This window comes from Streptosporangium sp. NPDC000563, from assembly GCF_040299985.1.
Taxonomy (GTDB): Bacteria; Actinomycetota; Actinomycetes; order Streptosporangiales; family Streptosporangiaceae; genus Streptosporangium.
The window spans coordinates 28503-48441 of record NZ_JBEPDA010000040.1 but is presented as its reverse complement, the minus strand read 5'-3'; the positions used below and the strand labels follow the sequence as shown (position 1 = coordinate 48441).

General features: G+C 75.1%; 2 protein-coding genes. Both read left to right on the top strand.

Features of this window, described 5'->3' with window-relative positions:
- Positions 1-15 precede the first annotated feature (15 nt).
- Positions 16-9339, top strand: a complete 9324-nt coding sequence (locus tag ABT352_RS39240) for an SDR family NAD(P)-dependent oxidoreductase (RefSeq protein WP_350950136.1) — start codon at positions 16-18, stop codon at positions 9337-9339.
- A 49-nt stretch (positions 9340-9388) separates the two neighbouring features.
- On the top strand, positions 9389-19927 hold the full coding sequence (locus tag ABT352_RS39235) for an SDR family NAD(P)-dependent oxidoreductase (RefSeq protein WP_350950135.1): 10539 nt from the start codon (positions 9389-9391) through the stop codon (positions 19925-19927).
- The last annotated feature ends 12 nt before the right edge of the window (positions 19928-19939 follow it).

The following is a 19939-nucleotide window of genomic DNA, read 5'->3' as shown; positions in this document are numbered from 1 at the left end:
CGTGAGTGGGGTGGGGTGCGGCGGGCGGGGGTGTCGTCGTTCGGGATCAGTGGGACCAACGCGCATGTCATCCTCGAACAGGCACCCGACGACCCGGAACCCGAGGACCTCCCTGACGATGAAGGCCCGGTGCCGCTCGTCCTGTCGGCGAAGACCGGGACGGCGCTGCGGGCGCAGGCCGGGGCACTGCACGATGTCCTCACCTCGGGCACGGCGCCCGGCCTGCGCGACATCGGCCTCACCCTCGCCAGGCGCCCCAGGTTCGAGCACCGGGCCGTCGTCGACGCCGACGAGGAGAACGCGGTGGCCGCGCTGGCGGCGCTCCGCGACGGCGAACGCCATCCCCGAGTCGAGGCAGGACGCGCACTTCCCGACCAGCGCCTCGCGTTCCTCTTCTCCGGGCAGGGCACCCAGCGGACCGGGATGGGCGCGGAACTGCTGGAGACATCCGCACCCTACGCGAAGGCGTTCGACGAGATCTCCGCGTCGATGGAGCCGCACCTACGTCTCGGCCTGCGGGAACTGGTCACCGGCGACGCGGACCGGCTGCGGCGGACCCGGTACGCACAGCCCGTGCTGTTCGCCCTGGAAGTCGCCCTGTACCGGTTGGCCGAGTCCCATGGGCTGCGGCCGGACTTCCTGATCGGCCACTCCGTCGGCGAGCTCGCCGCGGCCCACGTCGCGGGCGTCCTGGACCTGGACGACGCCTGCGCGCTGGTCACCGCGCGGGGCAGGCTCATGCAGTCCGGCAGGGAGGGCGGCGCGATGGCCGCCTTCTCCGCCACCGAGGCCGAGGCGGCGGAGCTGGCCGCCACCTCCGGCGGCAGGGTGGAGATCGCCGCGGTCAACGGCCCCGCGGCGGTGGTGCTGTCCGGTGACGCGGACGAGATCGACCGCCTGGTCGGGCGATGGAAGAAGACCGGGCACAAGGCCGCGCGGCTGAAGGTCGATCACGCCTTCCACTCCGCGCACATGGACGGAGTCCTCGACGAGTTCCGCCGGGTGGTGTCCGGACTCTCCTTCCACACCCCCCACCTCCCCGTCATCTCGACGGTGACCGGAACGCTCGCCGGCGAGGGGGAGATGTCGGCGCCGGACTACTGGGTCGCCCAGCTTCGCGGAGCGGTACGGTTCGCCGACGCGGTGCGCGCCGCACACCGGTCAGGGGTGACCCGGTTCGCCGAGCTGGGGCCGGACGGATCGCTCGCCGCGATGGCGCGGGAGAGCACCGACGGGGTGCTCGCCGTACCCCTGCTACGGCCAGGCCGACCGGAGGCGGCCACCTTCGGGGCCGCGCTGGGCGCGTTGCACGCGGCGGGGGTTCCGGTCGACTTCGGTCCGTTGCTGGCCGGTGGCCGGCTGGTGGACCTGCCCACCTACCCGTTCGAGACACGGCACTACTGGCTCCTGCCGGCCGAGGACGACGGGCGGCCCGCCACCTATGGGCTGGACGCCTCCTCACACCCGCTGCTCACGGCCTCGACCGAGCTGCCGGACGGCGCACGGCTCTTCACCGGCGCGCTGTCCGCGCGCAGACAACCGTGGCTGGCCGAGCACCGCGTCGACGGACGGCTGCTCGTCCCGGCCGCGGCACTGGCCGAGCTGGCTCTGGCGATCGGTGCGAGCATCGGCCGCCCCGCGCTGGGCGATTTCGTGATGCGCACGCCGCTGGAGTTGGACGGCGCCGCGGAGACCCGGCTCCAGGTGAGCGTGTCCCCGGCAGGGGAGCTCACCGTGCGCGGCCGCGCGGCGGGCACGGAATGGACCTCCCATGTCACCGCGATGCTCACCGACGCGGAGATCACCCCCGGCCGCGCGGCAACGCCCTTCGAGTCCGGCACCCGCCTCGACGAGGGCGGCCTTGAGGCGACCTACCGGCTGCTGGCCGGGCACGGCTACGAGTACGGGCCGGCGTTCCAGGGGTTGGGCGCGGCCTGGCTGAACGGGGCGGATCTCCACGCCGAGGCGGAGCTTCCCGCGCCGCTCCGGAGCGAGGCCACCCGGTACGGTCTGCACCCGGCTCTTCTCGACGCCGTCCTGCACACGATCTCGCTGCACGGGATCGACGGGCCGCGGCGCGTCCCCTACGCCCTGGACGGGGTACGGCTGCACGCCGCGCACGCGACCAGGGTGCGGGCCCATCTGACCCCGGTGGGCCCGGACACCTACCGGATCGACCTGACCGGCGACGACGGGCAGCCCGTGCTGACCGTGGAACGGCTGCGGCTGCGCCCGCTGCCGTCCGCGGCGGGGCTGTATCGCCTCCGCTGGGAGGCCGTGGCGCCGCCGGTGCCCACGACTGGTGACCTCACGGTGAACAGATCTCTCCCCGAGCGGCTCACCGGCACCGTGCTGCTCGCCCTCACCGACGACGGCGACGATCCGTACGCCGAGGTGGAGAGGGCGCGCCAGGCCGTCCGGCGTTGGCTGGCCGAGGCGGAGGACGGACTTCTGGTCTTCCTCACCCGAGGTCTCGCCGTCGACGACGGCGAGACCTCGCGCCCCTCGGCCGCCGCGTTGTGGGGCCTGGTAAGGGCGGCACGGGCCGAGCATCCCGGCAGGTTCGCGCTGCTGGACATCGGTGACGACGAGGCAGCCGATCCCGCGCTGCTCGTGGCGATCGGTACCGAACTGCCCGAGGCAGCGCTCCGTGACGGCGTACCGCGGGTCCCCAGACTGTCGCCCGAGCCCGAGCCCGAGCCCGAGCCCGAGACCGAGACCGGAGCGGGAGCCGAGCCCGATGCCGGAGCCGGGCTCTACTCCGGACTCAGGACCATGACCGAGTTCGGATCCGAGCCCGAGCCTGGAACCGAGTCCGGGGCCGTGGCGGACGGAGCGGCCTGGCCGCGCAGCGCCGCGGGTGGCACCGTGCTCATCACCGGCGGCCTCGGCGCGCTCGGCCGCCGGATCGCGCGCCATCTCGTCACCCGGCACGGCGTGAGAAACCTCCTGCTGGTCAGCCGTCGCGGCGAGGGACACCCCGACGCCGCCCACGTCGAGGCCGAACTGGCCGCACTCGGCGCCCGCGTCGCCATCCGGGCCTGCGACCCGTCCGACCGGGACGCCCTCGCCGATCTGCTGACCGCGCCGGACACCCCGCTGACCGGTGTGGTGCACGCCGCGGGCGTCGTCGAGGACGCGGCCGTCGAACGGCTTCCCGCCGACGCGCTCCGCCGGATGATCGAGGCCAAGGCCGTGGCAGCCGGCAACCTGGACGAGGCCACGCGCGGCACAGAACTCGACGCGTTCGTGCTGTTCGGATCGGTCGCCGGCGTCGTCGGCACCGCGGGGCAGGGCGGATACTGCGCGGCCAACGCGGCGCTGGAGGCGATCACCCACCGCAGGCGGCTGGCCGGCGGGCACGGAGTGACCGTCCACTGGGGGCTGTGGGACATCGGCACCGGCATGGGCGCCGGGCTCACCGAACGCGACGTCGCCCGCCTCGGCAGGGCGGGCATCAAGCCGATGGGCGAGGCCGAGGGGATCGCGCTGTTCGACCGTGCCCTGCGGCTGGACGCCGCCGCGGTGGTCGCGGCGCACCTCGACCCTCGGGCGGTGGAACGGCACCGCGGCCCCGTCGCCGTCCGGCGGGCACCGGACACAGCGAACACAGCGAACACGACGGACGCGTCGGCCACGCCGGCGCGGGACACCTCCCACCTGGTGCTCGACGCGGTCGCGGCGGTGCTCGGACACGCCGGCGGCGCGGAGGTCGACCCGGAACGCTCCTTCAGCGACCTCGGTTTCGACTCCCTGACGGCGGTGGAGCTGCGCGACCGGCTCAGTGGCGAGCTCGGTGTCCGCCTGCCGGGAACGATCGTCTTCGACCATCCGAACCCGGTCGCCCTGATCCGTTTCCTCGACGAGGTGACGGGCGCCGGAACGAGGGACGAGCCGAAGGACCCGGCCGTGCCGCGCGGTGCCGCCGACGACGCGATCGCGATCGTCGGCATGGCGTGCCGGTTCCCCGGCGGGGTGCGTACCCCGGCAGAGCTGTGGGAGTTGCTCGTCTCGGGGGGTGACGCCATCTCGGAGTTCCCCGCCGACCGTGGCTGGGACCCGGATCTGTTCGACCCCGATCCCGAGCGCTCGGGGACCTCCTCCACCCGGCACGGCGGTTTCCTGCGCGACGCCGCCGAGTTCGATCCCGGGTTCTTCGGGATCAGCCCGCGCGAGGCACTCGCCGTCGACCCACAGCAGCGACTGCTGCTGCAGACAGCGTGGGAGGCGGTGGAGGACGCGGGGATCGACCCGGCCGCCCTGCGCGGCACGCAGAGCGGCGTCTTCGTCGGCGTCATGTACTCCGACTACGGCGCGCGGGTGCACCAGCGCCGCGGTACCGCCGGGGATCTGGAGGGATACCTGGTGAGCGGCAGCGCGGGCAGCGTCGCCTCCGGCCGCATCTCCTTCACCCTCGGCCTGGAGGGGCCGGCGGTGACCGTGGACACCGCCTGCTCCTCGTCGCTGGTCGCGGTCCACCAGGCGGCTCAGGCGCTCAGGTTGGGCGAGTGCACTCTCGCCCTGGCCGGCGGCGTGACCGTCATGGCGAGCCCGGCCACGTTCATCGAGTTCAGCCGACAGCGCGGCCTGGCACCCGACGGCCGCTGCAAGCCGTTCTCGGCCGACGCGGACGGTACCGCGTGGGGTGAGGGCGTCGGGCTGCTCGTCCTGGAGCGGCTCTCGGACGCCCGCCGCAACGGGCACCGGGTGCTGGCCGTCGTCCGCGGTTCCGCGGTCAACCAGGACGGCGCCAGCAACGGCCTCACGGCGCCGAACGGACCCTCCCAGGAGCGGGTCATCCGCGGTGCCCTGCGCAGCGCGGGACTGCGGCCCGCGGACGTGGACGTGCTGGAGGCGCACGGCACGGGAACCAGGCTCGGCGACCCGATCGAGGCCGGCGCGGTGCTCAACACCTACGGTCGCGACCGCGAGGACCGGAGCCCGCTGCTCATGGGCTCGGTGAAGTCGAACATCGGGCACACGCAGGCCGCCGCGGGGGTCGCCGGGATCATCAAGATGGTGCTCGCCATGCGGCACGGGCAGGTCCCGGCCACCCTGCACCGGGGAAGGCTCACCGAGCACGTCGACTGGTCGGACGGCACCGTGTCCGTGCCCGCCGAGCCGGTCGCCTGGCCGGACACGCCGGGGCCGCGCAGGGCGGCGGTCTCGTCGTTCGGGATCAGCGGCACCAACGCCCACGTCGTCCTCGAGTCGGGTGAGGAGACACCCGTGGCGGCGGGCGACGGCGCCACCGACGGCGCCGTCGACGGGGCGGTGGTGCCGTGGGTGCTCAGCGCACGTGACGCGGCCGGGCTGCGGGAGCAGGCGGTCCGTCTCAGGCGGCACGTGCTCGCCACCCCCGGTCTGCGGGCCGTCGACGTCGCCCTGTCCCTGGCGACGACGCGGACCGCGTTCGAACGGCGGGCCGTGGTGCTCGGCCGCGACCGGAGCGAGCTGCTCGCCGGCCTCGACCACCTCGTCGACGGCACCGCGACGCCGCCCGGGGCCTTCCCTGCGGTGCTCACGGGCACACCGGCGCGCGGCGGGACCGCCGTGCTGTTCACCGGCCAGGGCAGCCAGCGCGTCGGCATGGGAGCCGCGCTGTACGGCTCGTTCCCGGCGTACGCGCGGGCCTTCGACGAGGTCTGCGCCGAGTTCCGCGGGGTGGACGGCACGGACGTGGCCGGAGTGGTGTCCGGGGACATCGCCGCGGGGCCGATCGACCAGACCCGGTACACCCAGGCCGCGCTGTTCGCGGTGGAGGTCGCGCTGTTCCGGCTGCTGGAGTCGTGGGGGTTGCCCGCCGACCTCCTCGCCGGGCACTCCATCGGCGAGATCACCGCAGCCCACGTCGGTGGCACGCTGAGCCTGCCCGACGCGGTGGCACTCGTCGCGACCCGCGGGCGCCTGATGCAGGAACTCCCCGCAGGAGGCGCGATGACCGCGGTCCAGGCCGACCTGCCGACCGTGGAACGGCTCGTCGCCGAGACAGGGGCGCGCGTTGACGTCGCGGCGGTGAACGCGCCCGGCTCCGTGGTGCTCTCGGGCGACACCGGAGCCGTCGAGGAACTGGCCGGCGTCCTGGCGGTGAACGGGCACCGCACCAGGTCGCTCACCGTCAGCCACGCGTTCCACTCCGCGCACATGGAGCCGATGCTCACGGCCTTCCGCGAGGAGATCGGCGACCTGCGCGCCGTACCGGGGACCCGCACCGTGGTGTCCACGCTGACCGCGCGAGAGAGCGGGGCGGACACACTCGGGTCGGCCGCGCACTGGGCCGCCCAGGTACGCGGGACCGTGCGGTTCGCCGACGCGGTCGGCCGGATGCGGGAGCTGGGCGCGGCGCGCTTCCTGGAGGTCGGGCCGGACGCCGCGCTGACCGCGATGGTCCGGCAGCACGACCTGGGAGAGGACGTCGTGGCGATCTCCGTGCTCGACCGAAGGCACGACGACGGGTTCGCGCTCTGGTCGTTCGTGGCGCGGGCCTTCATCGCGGGTGTCGCCTGGGACTGGCGGGCGCTGCTCGGCGGAAACGGCGAGAACGACAGAAACAGCGAGAACAGCGGAAACGGCAGGAACACCGGAAACGGCGGAAATGCCGTCATCGTTCCGCTGCCCACCTACCCCTTCAAGCGGGAGCGCCTGTGGCTCCTGCCGCCGGCCGAAGACGGGACCGCCGCCGGAATCGGCGCCGAGGATCCGGGCCACCCGCTGCTCACCGCCTCGATCGCCGTGCCGGACGGAGCACAGACCCTCTACACGGGAGTGCTCTCCCAGCGGCGGCAGCCGTGGCTGGCGGACCACGCGCTGGCGGGTACGCCGGTCCTCCCGGCCACCGCCCTCGTGGATCTGCTGGGATGGCTGGCGGATCGGCACGGCATGACGACGGTGCGGGAGCTCACGCTGCACGCCCCCGTCACGGTCGGTACGGAGGAGGAGGTGCACCTGCGGGTCACGGTGGCGGACGCCACGGTGCGGGTGCACGCGCGCTCCGGCGGGGAACAGGCCGACGGCGAGTGGACCCTGCACGCCGAGGCCGTGCTTGACGGTGACGGCCCCGTACCCGGCTGGTCGGGTCACCGCCCGCCCGAGGCACGCGCGGTGGACGTCACGGGGATCTACGAGGTCTTCGCCGAGCGCGGGTACGACTACGGCCCGGCGTTCCAGGGCCTGCGCGCACTGTGGACGACCGGGGACGAGCTCTACGCCGAGGTGGACACCGGCGGCGACCTCGTCCCGGGGCTGCTCGACGCCGCCCTGCACGCGTGGATCGCCGACGCGGGCGAGGTGGAGGGAGGCGTCCAGGTGCCGCACACCTGGCGGGAGGTGCGCGTGCACGGCCTGCCGCGCGGGCCGCTGCGGGTCAGGATCCGGCACACCGGTGAAGGGACGTTCGCCCTCGACGTGATCAACGCGGCCGGCGCGGACGACAGGGGCGGCGCCGCGGCGCGTCCGGTGCTGTTGGCCGGTGAGGTCCGGGTGCGCAGGGTCGAGGAGAGTGCCCTGTCACGCGGCGGGGTCTCGGCCCGGCCGTACGAGCTCGCCTGGATCCCCGCTCAGCCGGCCGCCACGGCACCGGCGGGCGAGGAGGGCGGCGGGCACGGCGAGGACACGATCGTGCTGACCTCCGGCGGGCACGGCCTGGACCTGCCGTTCGCCACGGTCTCCTACGAGGCGGAGCAGGACGACCCGGCCGCCGCCGTCCGCGCCTGCCTTCTGGCGGTCCGCGAGAGCATCCTCACGCTGCCCGAGCGGACACACCTGGTGGTGGTGACGCGCGGGGCGGTCGCGGTGGACGGTGACGACCGGCTGCCGGGGCTGGCGGAGGCCTCGCTGTGGGGCCTGGTCCGCGCCGCACGCAGGGAGTACCCCGGACGGATCAGCATCGTCGACGTCGACGGGCACGGGGAGTCGTCCGCGCTGCTGCCGCACGCGGTGGCGGCCAGGCCCGGTGAGCTCGCCATCCGCCGGGGAGAGGCGTTCCGGCCGCGCCTGCGCGCGGTGACGGGCTCGCCCGGCACCCCACCTGAGCTCGGGACGGGCACCGTGCTGGTGAGCGGCGCCGGCGGCGCGCTCGGCGCCGCGGTCGTCCGCCACCTCGTCGCCGAGTACGGCGCCCGGCATCTCCTGCTGGTCAGCAGGCGCGGCGACGCCGATCCGGCGCTGCGCGCCCTCGCCGGGGAACTCGGCGACCGGGCGCGGATCCGGACGGCCGCGTGCGACCTCGCGGACACGGCGGCCACCGAGGCACTGCTCGCCGGTGTCGACCAGGACAGACCGCTCGGTGCCGTGTTCCACATAGCCGGCACGCTCGACGACGCGGTGCTGGAGAACACGACCGGCGAGCGGCTGGAACGGGTCCTGCGCCCCAAGGTGGACGCGGCCTGGAACCTGCACCGCCTCACCGGGGATCTGCCGCTGACGGCGTTCGTGCTGTTCTCCTCGGTCGCGGGCGTGCTGGGCAACGCCGGGCAGACGGGCTACGCGGCGGCGAACGCCTTCCTGGACGCGCTCGCCCACCACAGGCGGGCGGCGGGCCTGCCGGGCGCGTCTCTCGCCTGGGGTTTGTGGGAGACCGGATCGGACACCGGGATGGCGGCCGGGCTCGACGGAGCGGCGCGGGCCAGGCTCGACAGGCTGGGCATCCGCGCGCTGCCCGTCGACGCGGGGCTGGATCTGCTCGACAGGTCGCTGGCGAGCGGCCTGGCCGTGGTGGTACCCGCCTGGTTCGATCGGGCGGCGCTCGCCCGCGGACAGGACGACCTTCCCGACGTGCTCGGTGACCTGGTCCCCGCCCGGCCCGCCGTGGCGGCCGTGCCGCTCGCCCGGCGCCTGCACGGCATGGACGAGACCGTGTCGCGCGCCGTGGTGCGCGACACGGTCGCCGGCCGGGTCGCGGAGGTGCTCGGGCTCGCGGGACCGGCGCAGGTTCCCGACGACCGGGGACTGTTCGACCTGGGTCTCGACTCGCTGACGGCGATCGAGCTGCGCGACCGGCTGGGCGCCGAGGCCGGTGAGCGGCTTCCCGCGACCGTGCTGTTCGACCACCCGACCGTACGGGCGCTGACCGAGCACCTGCTGGAGCACCTGCTGGAGCGCAGCGCCCTCGCCCGGCCCGCGTTCGACACCACGGCGCTGGACACCTGGGTCTCCTCGGCCTCGGACCTGGACCCCGGCCACCGGCGTCGCGTCGACCTGGTCCGGGCGCTGCGGGCCGCGCTGAACGCGCTGGACACCGGCGAGACCGCCGTGAACGGCGCGGGAGAGCCGCTCTTTGGCGTGGATTCAGCGTCCGATGATGAGCTGTTCGGGCTGCTGGACCGAGAACTGAGCGACTGATCCGACGTCTCGGGCACTTTCGAGGACGACCACGGGGAGCGGTTCACCGATGGCGAACGAAGACAGGTTCCGCGAGTACCTCCGGCGCACCACGGCCGACCTGATGCGCACCCGCGCGGCACTGGAACGACTGGAGCGGGCCGCCCGCGAGCCGCTGGCGATCGTCTCCATGGCCTGCAGGTACCCCGGCGGCGTCCGGTCGCCGGAGGACCTGTGGCGACTGGTGGAGGGGGGGACCGACGCGATCGGCCCGTTCCCGAATGACCGCGGCTGGCCGCTGGAGAAGCTGATCGACCCCGACCCGGACAGGGAGGGCACCAGCTACGCCGCCGAGGGCGGCTTCCTGTACTCCGCCGCCGACTTCGACCCCGAGCTGTTCGGCGTCAGCCCTCGCGAGGCGCTGACGATCGACCCGCAGCAGCGGCTGCTCCTGCAGACCGCCTGGGAGGTGTTCGAGCGCGCCGGGATGGACCCGCGCTCCCTGTCGGGGGAGCGGATCGGGGTGTTCGCCGGCGTCATGTACTCCGACTACGGTTCCCGCCACGTCCGCGCACCCGAGGGTTTCGAGGGGTTCGTCGGCACGGGAAGCGCGGGAAGCATCGCCTCGGGCCGCGTCGCCTACACCTTCGGGTTGCAGGGACCCGCGGTCACCGTGGACACCGCGTGCTCGTCATCGCTGGTGGCGCTGCACTACGCGGCGCAGGCGGTGCGCCGGGGAGACTGCGAGATGGCCGTCGCGGGCGGGAGCACGGTCATGGCCACCCCGGCGACGTTCGTCGAGTTCAGCCGCCAGCGCGGGCTGTCGCCAGACGGCCGCTGCAAGGCGTACGCCGCTTCGGCCGACGGCACCGGCTGGGCGGAAGGGGTCGGTCTGGTGCTCGTCGAGCGCCTCTCGGAGGCCCGGCGCAGGGGCCACCCGATCGTCGCGGTGCTGCGCGGCAGCGCGGTCAACTCCGACGGCGCGAGCAGCCGGCTGTCGGCGCCCAACGGGGTGGCGCAGCGGCGGGTGATCCTCGCCGCGCTGGCCGACGCCGGTCTCGACCCCGCCGAGGTGGACGCCGTCGAGGGGCACGGCACCGGCACCGGCCTGGGAGACCCGATCGAGGCGGGCGCCCTCATGGAGACCTACGGCCGGGCACGTCCGGCGACGGATCCGGTGTGGCTGGGCTCGCTCAAGTCCAACATCGGGCACACCCAGGCCGCGGCGGGCATCGGCGGTGTGATGAAGATGGCGATGGCGATGCGGCACGGGGTGCTCCCGGCGAGCCTGCACATCGACGAGCCGTCACCGCACGTCGACTGGGACGCCGGAGGGCTCGCCCCGCTCACCGGGGCGAGGGCGTGGCCGAAGCGGGACCGCCCGCGCCGGGCCGGGGTCTCCTCGTTCGGGATCAGCGGCACGAACGCGCACGTCGTCATCGAGGAGCCCGCGGAGGAGCCCCCGGAGGAGCCCCTGGAGAAGTCACCCGAGAAGTCACCCGAGAAGCGGTCCGGGGCGCCGGAGTCCTCGCGGACGGGCGGCACCGGGGCTCCGGCGCCGGTGGTGTGGACGGTGTCCGGGCACACCGAGCAGGCGCTGCGTGACCAGATCGGCCGGCTGCGGGCACACGTGGCGGAGAATCCGGGCCTGTCCCCGGCCGACGTCGCCCACAGCCTCCGCACCGGGCGCGCCGACCTGTCCCACCGCGCGGTCGCCGTCGGTACCGACCTCGACCGGCTCGCCGGGGAACTGGCGCTGGTGGAACAGGGGCTTCCCTCCCGGCGCGCGGTGCGGGGCGAGGCGACGGTGAACGGGCGGCCGGTCTTCGTGTTCCCCGGTCAGGGGTCGCAGTGGGCCGGGATGGCCCGCGATCTCCTCGCCGCCTCAGAACCGTTCGGCGACGAGATGCGGCGGTGCGCCGAGGCACTGGCGCCGCACGTCGGCTGGGACCTGCTGGAGGTGGTGTCCTCCGGTGAGGAGACCCTGCTCGGCCGGGTCGACGTGGTGCAGCCCGCCCTGTTCTCGATGATGGTCTCGCTCGCCGCGGTGTGGCGTTCCCTCGGGGTGGAACCGGCGGCGGTGGTGGGACATTCGCAGGGTGAGATCGCCGCCGCCCATGTCGCGGGAGCCCTGGACCTGGCCGACGCGGCGGCGCTGGTGGCCCGGCGCAGCGCCGCCCTCGCGGACATCGCGGGGAGCGGGGCGATGGCGTCGATCGGCCTGCCCGCCGGAGAAGTACGTCGCCGGCTCGGCGGCCGCGACGAGATCGTCGTCGCCGCGGTCAACGGTCCGGACGCGACCGTGGTGTCCGGGGAGGCGGGCGCGGTGCGCGACCTCGTCGCCCGCTGCGAGGCCGAAGGGGTGCGGGCGCGGCTCGTCCCCGTCGACTACGCGTCCCATTCACCGGCCGTCGAACCGCTGCGGGAGCCTCTGCTCGCCCGGTTCGCCGGTCTCCGCCCGCGGACGTCCGCCGTCGGTTTCTTCTCCACGGTCACGGCCGCCGAGATCGACACGAGCGCGCTCGGTGCCGGGTACTGGTACGACAACCTTCGCCGCCCGGTTCGCCTGACCGAGACCGTCACCGCGCTCCTGGAGGCGGGCCACCGGTGCTTCCTCGAGGTCAGCCCCCATCCGGTGCTCGTGGCTCCGCTGCGCGACACCTTCGACGAGGCCGGTGTGGAGGCGCACGCGCTGGCCACGCTCCGTCGCGGCGACGGCGGGCTGGATCAGCTGCTCACCTCGGCCGGGAGCCTGTTCGCGGCCGGTCTCGGCGTCGAGTGGGGGGCGGCCACGCTGGGACGCCGCGTCGCCCTGCCCACCTACGCGTTCCAGGAGCGGCGATTCTGGCTCGACACCCGCACCGAGGGGGCGCCGCTCTCGACCGGCCCCGCCGGGGCGGGGCACCCGCTCCTGGAGGTGGTCGTGGAGCCGGCGGACGGGCGGGCGGTGCTGTTCACCGGAGGTGTGCCCGGCGGGCCTGGCGGCTGGGCCCGCGAGCACCGGCTCGGAGAGCGTCCGGTGCTCGTCGGGAGCGCGCTGGTCGAGCTGGCGCTCGCGGCCGGAGAGCGTCTCGGCCTGCCGAGGGTGGACGACGTCGCACTTCTCGCCCCGGTGGACGTGCCGGACGGTCCCGTACAGGTCCAGGTGGAGGTGAACGCCGAGGACGGCGGCGCAGGTGCGACGTTCACGATCCACGCCCGGCCGGGAGGCGGGGACACCGGAGACCCCGGAGGCGCTGTGGAGCCGTGGAGGTTGCACGCCTCGGGCTCGCTGGGCGCGGGCGACGCCGACGTCGCCGACATCGTGGCGCGGGCGGGGATCTCGGAGGCGTGGCCGCCTGCGGACGCCGAACCCGTCGACGTGGACGCCGGTTACGCCCTCCTGGCCGACGCGGGCGTGCGCTACGGCCCCAGCCTGCGCCGCGTGGGTGCCGCCTGGCGCTCGGCCGGTGACGTGTTCGCCGAGGTGACCCCGCCGGACGGGGACGGAGGCCGGACCGGCGCGGGCGGCGAGGGCGGCGAGGGATTCGTGCTCCACCCCGCCCTGCTGGACGGGATGGCGCAGGTGGCCTTCCTCGACCGGGCGGCCGCTGCCTCCGACCGGGGTGAGCGGCCCGAGGCGGTCGTGCCGTTCAGCTGGAGCGGCGTACGGTCGTACGCCGCCGCGACGGGCCCGGTACGCGTCCGCCTGACCTGGACCGGGCCTGACGCCTTCTCGCTCGCCGCGTTCGACGCCACGGGCCGGACGGTGCTGAGCGTCGAGGAGGTGCGCGTCCGCCCGGCCGCCGAGGGGTCCGGCGAGGCGCAGGCCCCCGCTCCCGTCTCCGTCCCCTGGGCGCACCGCGCGGTGCGACGTTCTCGGGAAGGGGCCGGGCGGGCCGCTCCCGAGGACGCCGGGCCGGTGGACGTACTGGCGGGGCTTTCCGGGAGCGAGCGGGAGGAGCGGATGCTGGACCTGGTCGGGCGGGCGGTCGCCGGTATCCTCGGCTACGAATCCGCCCGGGACGTCCGCCCGGACCGGCCCTTCCGCGACCTCGGACTCGACTCCATGACGGGGGTGCGGCTCAGGGACCATCTGAGCGGCCTTCTGGGCCGCCGCCTGCCGAGCACGCTCGTGTTCGACCATCCGAGCCCGCGTGCCCTGGCCCGCCACCTGAGCCGTACCGCGCCGGAGGGCCCGTCCCACGCCGTGGCCCGGCGCGGGCGGGAGGCCGAGGACCCCATCGCGATCGTCGCGATGGCCTGCCGCTACCCGGGTGGCGTCAGCACCCCCGAACAGCTGTGGGAGCTGCTGGAATCGGGCGGGGACGCGGTCGGGCCGTTTCCCGACGACCGGGGCTGGGACCTGGGCGCCCTGTTCGACGACGACCCGGACAACCCGGGGACGTCCTACGCGCGCGACGGCGGGTTCCTCCACGAGGCCGCCGACTTCGACGCGGACTTCTTCGAGATGAATCCGCGCGAGGCCAAGGCCGCCGATCCGCAGCAGCGGCTGCTGCTGGAGACCTCGTGGGAGGCGTTCCAGCGCGCGGGCATCGACCCGGCCGGCCTGCGCGGCTCCCGGACCGGTGTCTACGTCGGCCTGATCTACACCGAGTACGGCGGCCGGGCGCAGGACGACCCGCGCGAGTACGGAGGGTATCTGGGCACCGGCAGCGCCGGGAGCGTGGCCTCGGGCCGGATCGCCTACACCTACGGCCTGCAGGGGCCCGCGATCACCGTGGACACGGCCTGCTCGTCCTCGCTGGTGGCGCTCCACCTGGCGGAGCGGGGGCTGCGCGACGGGGAGTGCGATCTCGCGCTGGTCGGCGGGGCCACGCTCATGGCCACACCCGCGACCTTCGTGGAGTTCAGCCGCCAGCGCGGGCTCTCACCCGACGGACGGTGCCGCGCGTTCGCCGACGCCGCCGACGGCACGGGCTTCAGCGAGGGCGTCGGGCTGCTGCTGGTGGAACGACTGTCGGACGCGCGGCGCAACGGGCATCCCGTGCTGGCCGTGCTCAAGGGGTCGGCGGTGAACCAGGACGGCGCCAGCAACGGGCTCACCGCGCCCAACGGCCCCGCCCAGGAACGGGTGATCGAGGAGGCCCTGCGCGTCGCGCGCCTCTCACCGGCCGACGTGGACGCGGTGGAGGCGCACGGCACCGGCACCACCCTGGGCGACCCGGTGGAGGCGCGGGCGCTGCTCGCCACGTACGGGGCGGCGCGCGGGGACCGCCCGCCGCTCATGCTGGGCTCGCTCAAGTCCAACGTCGGGCACACCCAGGCGGCGGCCGGCGTCGGCGGGATCATCAAGATGGTCATGGCGCTGGAGCGCGGGACGCTGCCGCGCACGCTGCACGTCGACAGGCCGTCGCGCCACGTCGACTGGGAGCGGGGCGGTGTCGCGCTGCTCACCGAGAACACCCCCTGGCCCGCCGGGGAGCGTCCGCGGCGGTTCGGGGTCTCCGCCTTCGGCATGAGCGGGACCAACGCGCACGTCGTCATCGAGGAGCCGCCCGCGCCCGAGGCCGCTCCCGCACCGGAGCCTTTCGGCGGACCGGTCCCGCTCGTCCTGTCGGCGAGGTCGGCACGCGCGCTCGGAGGCGAGGCGCGGCGGCTGCGCGCCTACCTGGAGCGGCATCCGCGGGTCGCCCTCGCCGATGTCGCGGCCGCCCTGGTGACCACCAGGGCCGAGTTCGGCCACCGCGCGGTCGTCGTGGCCGGCGATCGCGAGGAGGCGCTGGCGGGGTTGTCCGCCGTCGCGGACGGTGCGCCGTCGGCGTCGGCGGTGAGCGGGTACGCCGGGGACTCGCGCCTGCCGGTCCTTGTCTACCCCGGCCAGGGCGCGCAGTGGGAGGGCATGGCCCGCGCGCTGCTCACCGAGTCGCCGGTCTTCGCCCGCAGGATGGGCGAATGCGCCGACGCCCTCGACCCGGTGACCGGGTGGTCGCTGCTGGACGCGCTGCGCGGCGGCGTCGGCCTGGGGCGGGTGGACGTGGTGCAGCCGGTCCTGTGGGCGGTGATGACCGGGCTCACCGCGCTCTGGGAGTCCTTCGGCGTACGGCCCACCGCCGTCATCGGTCACTCGCAGGGCGAGATCGCCGCCGCGCTCGCCGCGGGCGCGCTGTCACTGGAGGAGTCGGCGGCGGTGGTGGCGTTGCGCAGCCGGGCCATCCGCAAGATCGCGGGCGGCGGGGCGATGCTGTCGGTCGCGGCCTCGCGGGAGCGGGTGCACGCGGTCCTCGAGAATCTCGGGCTCTCAGAGAACACAGAGAGCACGGGGAACGCGGGGAACGCGGGGAACGCGGGGAATGCGGGGAACGCGGGGAATGCGGGGGACGCAGGGGACGCAGGGGACGCGGTGTCGGTCGCCGCGCTCAACGGACCGGCCTCGACCGTCGTCGCCGGCGAGGCCGGGGCGGTGCGCCGCGTGGAGCGGGCACTGGAGGAGCTTGGCGTGCGGGTGCGGCCGGTGGACGTGGACTACGCCTCCCACTCGCCCCAGGTCGAGGCGCTCGAAGCCGAACTGCTGGAGATCCTGCCGTCGCCCGCGCCGGGCCGCGCGTTCACCGCCGGTGTCTTCTCCACCGTCACCGGCGCGGCGATCGAGCCGGGTGACGGCACCGGCTTCGGGAGCCCCGGCTACTGGTACCGCAATCTCCGCCGGCCGGTGCTGCTGCAGGCCGCGGTGGAGGCGGCGGCCGAGGCGGGGCACGAGGTGTTCGTCGAGGTGAGCCCGCACCCCGTCGTCGGGACGGGAGTCCAGGAGATCCTGGAGGCGCTCCCCGGGGTGGAACGGCCCGCCGTGCTGGGCACGCTGCGCAGGGACGACGGGGGCATGGCACGGGTGCTGGTCTCGGTGGCCGAGGCCTGGGTGAACGGGGTCCGGGTCGACTGGCCGGGGTATCTCGGCGAGCGCCGAGGGCGGGTGCCGGTCCTGCCGACCTACGCCTTCGACCGGCACCGGTACTGGCTGGACGCGCCGGTGCCCACCACCGGGATCCCCGCGGGCGCGCGGCCGGTCACGCATCCGCTGCTGTCCACGGCCGTGCGCGCGGCGTCCGAGGACGGCCTGCTGCTTTTCGGCAGGCTCTCCCTGGACGACCAGCCGTGGCTGGGCGATCACGTGGTGGACGGCGCGGTCCTGGTCCCCGGCACGGTCCTCGCCGAACTGGCGGGCCACGCGGGGGAGCTGGCCGGTGTCGCGCGGGTGGACGAGCTGACCCTCCGGCGCCCGCTGGTGCTCGACGACTCCGGCGCGGTCGAGATCCAGGTGACCGTGGGCCCGGCCGAGCGGGACGGTCTGCGCCCCGTCGGGGTTCACGCGCGACCGGCGGACACCGGTGACCCGCTGGGTGCGCCGTGGACGGTGTACGCCGCCGGCTCGCTCGCCCCGCTCCCCGCACCCGCCGCCCCGCCGGTTCGTGCCGAGTGGCCGCCACCCGGCGCGGTGCCCGTCGACGTCGGCGGGCTGTACGAGGACCTGGCCGCCAGGGGCTATCACTACGGCCCGGCCTTCCGCGGCCTGCGCGGGGCGTGGCGGTCGGGGGAGGAGGTCATCGCGGAGGTGTTCCTGGAGGGCCCGCCCGGGTACCGCGTCGCGCCCACGCTGCTTGACGCCGCGCTGCACGCCGTCGGGCTCGCGGGCCTGTTCCCCGACGACGGCGCCGTACGGTTGCCCTTCGCCTGGCGTGGCCTCACCCGGTACGCCGCCGCGCCCTCGGAGGTACGGGTACGCGTACGCCGCACCGGAGAGGAGACGGTCGCGGTCGACCTGACCACGGCCGAGGGCGACCCGGTGGCGGGCATCGAGGCGGTGACGTTCCGCGCGGCCGACCCGGCGGACCTCGCCGCGGCGGGCACGGAGGACCTGCTGTACGAACTCATCTGGGACCCTGTGCGCCCCGGCGCCGGTGTGCCGCGCGAACGCGTGCGAGTCCTCGGCGCTCCCGGAAACACCGGGGAGACCGCGGATGCCGAGGAGACCGCCCACCCGCGACTCGGCGCGGTGCTCGCGGCGCTGGACGCGGGAGAGCCCGCGCCCGAGGTGCTCGTCGTCTCGGCGGGCGAGGAGGCCGGGCCCGTACCGGAGGCGGTCCGAGCCGCCCTGCTGCGGGTGCTCGAAACGCTCCGGCGAGGGCTGGCCGACGACAGGCTGGCGGAAACGCTGTTCGTGGTGCGCACCTGCCGCGCCGTGGAGGCGGTTCCCGGCGAGCGCGCCGGCGCGCTCGCCGGCGCCGGAGTGTGGGGGCTGGTCCGCGGTGTGCAGGCCGAGGAGCCCGGCCGGGTGGTGATCGTGGACACCGAGACCGTCTCCACGCCGCTGTCGGAGGTCCTGGACGCCGTGGCGTCCGGCGAGCCGCAGATCGCGATCAGGGGCGGCGGGACACTGGTGCCCAGGCTCCGGCGACGCCGGCGCGACCCGGTACCGTCCGGCGCGGGCAACTGGCGGCTGGAGGCGGCCGAGAGCGGGGTGGCCGACGATCTGGCGTACCGGCCCGTCGAGGACAGGCCACTGGGCCGGGGAGAGGTCAGGGTCGCCGTCCGCGTCGCCGGCCTGAACTTCCGCGACGCGATGCTCACCCTGGGCATGTACCCGGGCGCGGCGGATCTGGGCACCGAGGGCGCCGGGGTGGTGCTCGCGGTCGGGGCCGACGTGACCGGTATCGGTCCCGGCGACCGGGTGATGGGTCTCATCTCCGGGGGGATAGGGCCCGAGGCCGTCACCGACCACCGTCTGCTGGTACCGATCCCGCAGGGCATGTCGTTCGCCCAGGCGGCGACCGTGCCCGCGGTGTTCCTCACCGCCTACTACGCCCTGCGCGACCTGTCCGGCGCCCGCAGGGGGGAGTGGGTCCTGGTGCACTCCGCCGCGGGCGGCGTCGGCGGGGCGGCGATCCAGCTGGCGCGCCACTGGGGGCTGACCGTGTTCGGCACCGCGAGCCCCGCCAAATGGCCCGCGCTCGAAGAGGCCGGACTGCCCCCCGGCAGGATCGCCGGCTCCCGGGACCTGGCGTTCGCCGGGGCGGTGCGGGAGGCGACCGGCGGGCGCGGCGTGGACATCGTGCTGAACTCGCTCGCCCGCGAGTTCGTGGACGCCTCACTCGAACTGCTCGCTCCCGGCGGGCGGTTCATCGAGATGGGCAAGACCGACGTACGAGACCCCGAGGAGGTCCGCGCCCGGCACGGCGTGCACTACCGGGCGTTCGACCTGGCCGAGGCGGGGCCGGACCGGATCGGCCGGATGCTCGCCGAGCTCGCGGACCTGTTCGAGAGCGGGATCCTCACGCCGCTCCCGGTCACCTCCTGGGACGCCGGGCGGGCGCCGGACGCCGTCCGCCATCTCGGACTCGCCCGGCACGTGGGCAAGGTGGCCCTCCGGATCCCGGGGCCGATCCGTGCCGACGGCACGGTCCTGGTCACCGGCGCGACCGGCGGTGTGGGCAGGCTTGTCACGCTGCACCTGGCCAGGGAACACGGCGTCGGGCACCTGCTGCTGCTGAGCAGGCGGGGCGCCCTCGCGGAGGGCGCCGAACGGCTCCGTGCGGAACTCGGCGGACTCGGCGTGAAGGTGACGATCGCCGCCGCGGACGTGGCGGACGCCGGCGCGCTGGCCCGCGTGCTCGCGGAGGTCCCCGACGAGCATCCCCTCACGGCCGTGGTGCACGCGGCCGGGGTCCTGGACGACGCGACGCTCGCCAACCTCGTCCCGGAACGGCTCGACGCGGTGCTGCGGCCCAAGGTGGACGGCGCCTGGAACCTGCACGAGCTCACCAGGGACCTCGACCTCGCCGCGTTCGTGCTGTTCTCCTCCGCCGCGGGGATCGTGGGCAGCGCCGGGCAGTCGGCCTACGCGGCGGCCAACGTCTTCCTCGACGCCCTCGCCGTGGCCAGGACCCGCGAAGGGCTCCCCGCCACCTCGATCGCCTGGGGACTGTGGCGGTCGGAGAGCACCATGACCGGCTCGCTCTCCGCCGTCGACCGGGCCAGGATGGCGCGGTCCGGGCTGCTGCCGCTGTCACCGGGACGCGGCCTGGCACTGCTGGACGCGGCGATGGCGGCGCCGGAGCCGACCCTGGCCGCGGTCCGGCTGGACCTCGCGAGGCTGGCGGGAGTCCCCGACCCGGCCCCGCCGCTGCGGTCCCTGGTGCGCGGCCGCGCACTTTCGGCGAAGGCCGACGGCTCCGGCGGGTCCGGCTCCGCCGAGCCCGCGCTGGCGCGGATGCTCGCCGACACCGAGCCGGCGCGCCGCGGGGAGCTGATGACCGAGACGGTCTTCCGGTATGTGGAGGCGGTGCTCGGGCGGGCTCCGGGGGAGGCGGCCGAGGAGGGCCGCAGCTTCAAGGAGCTCGGCTTCGACTCGCTGACCGCGGTCGAACTGCGCAACCGGCTCGGCAAGGCCACCGGGCTGCGGCTCCCGGCGACCATCGTGTTCGACCATCCGACCCCGGCCGCTCTCGCCGGCCACCTGCTCGGCCGGCTCGCCCCGGCCGAGCGGGAACCGGGCGTGCGGGAACCGGCCGTGCGGGAACCGGGCGTGCGGGAACCGGGCGTGGGGGCGGGCGAGGAGGTCCCGGCGACCGCCGAGGAGCTGTTCAGGTTCATCGACTCCGAGCTTCGATCCTAGGGATGGCGGGCG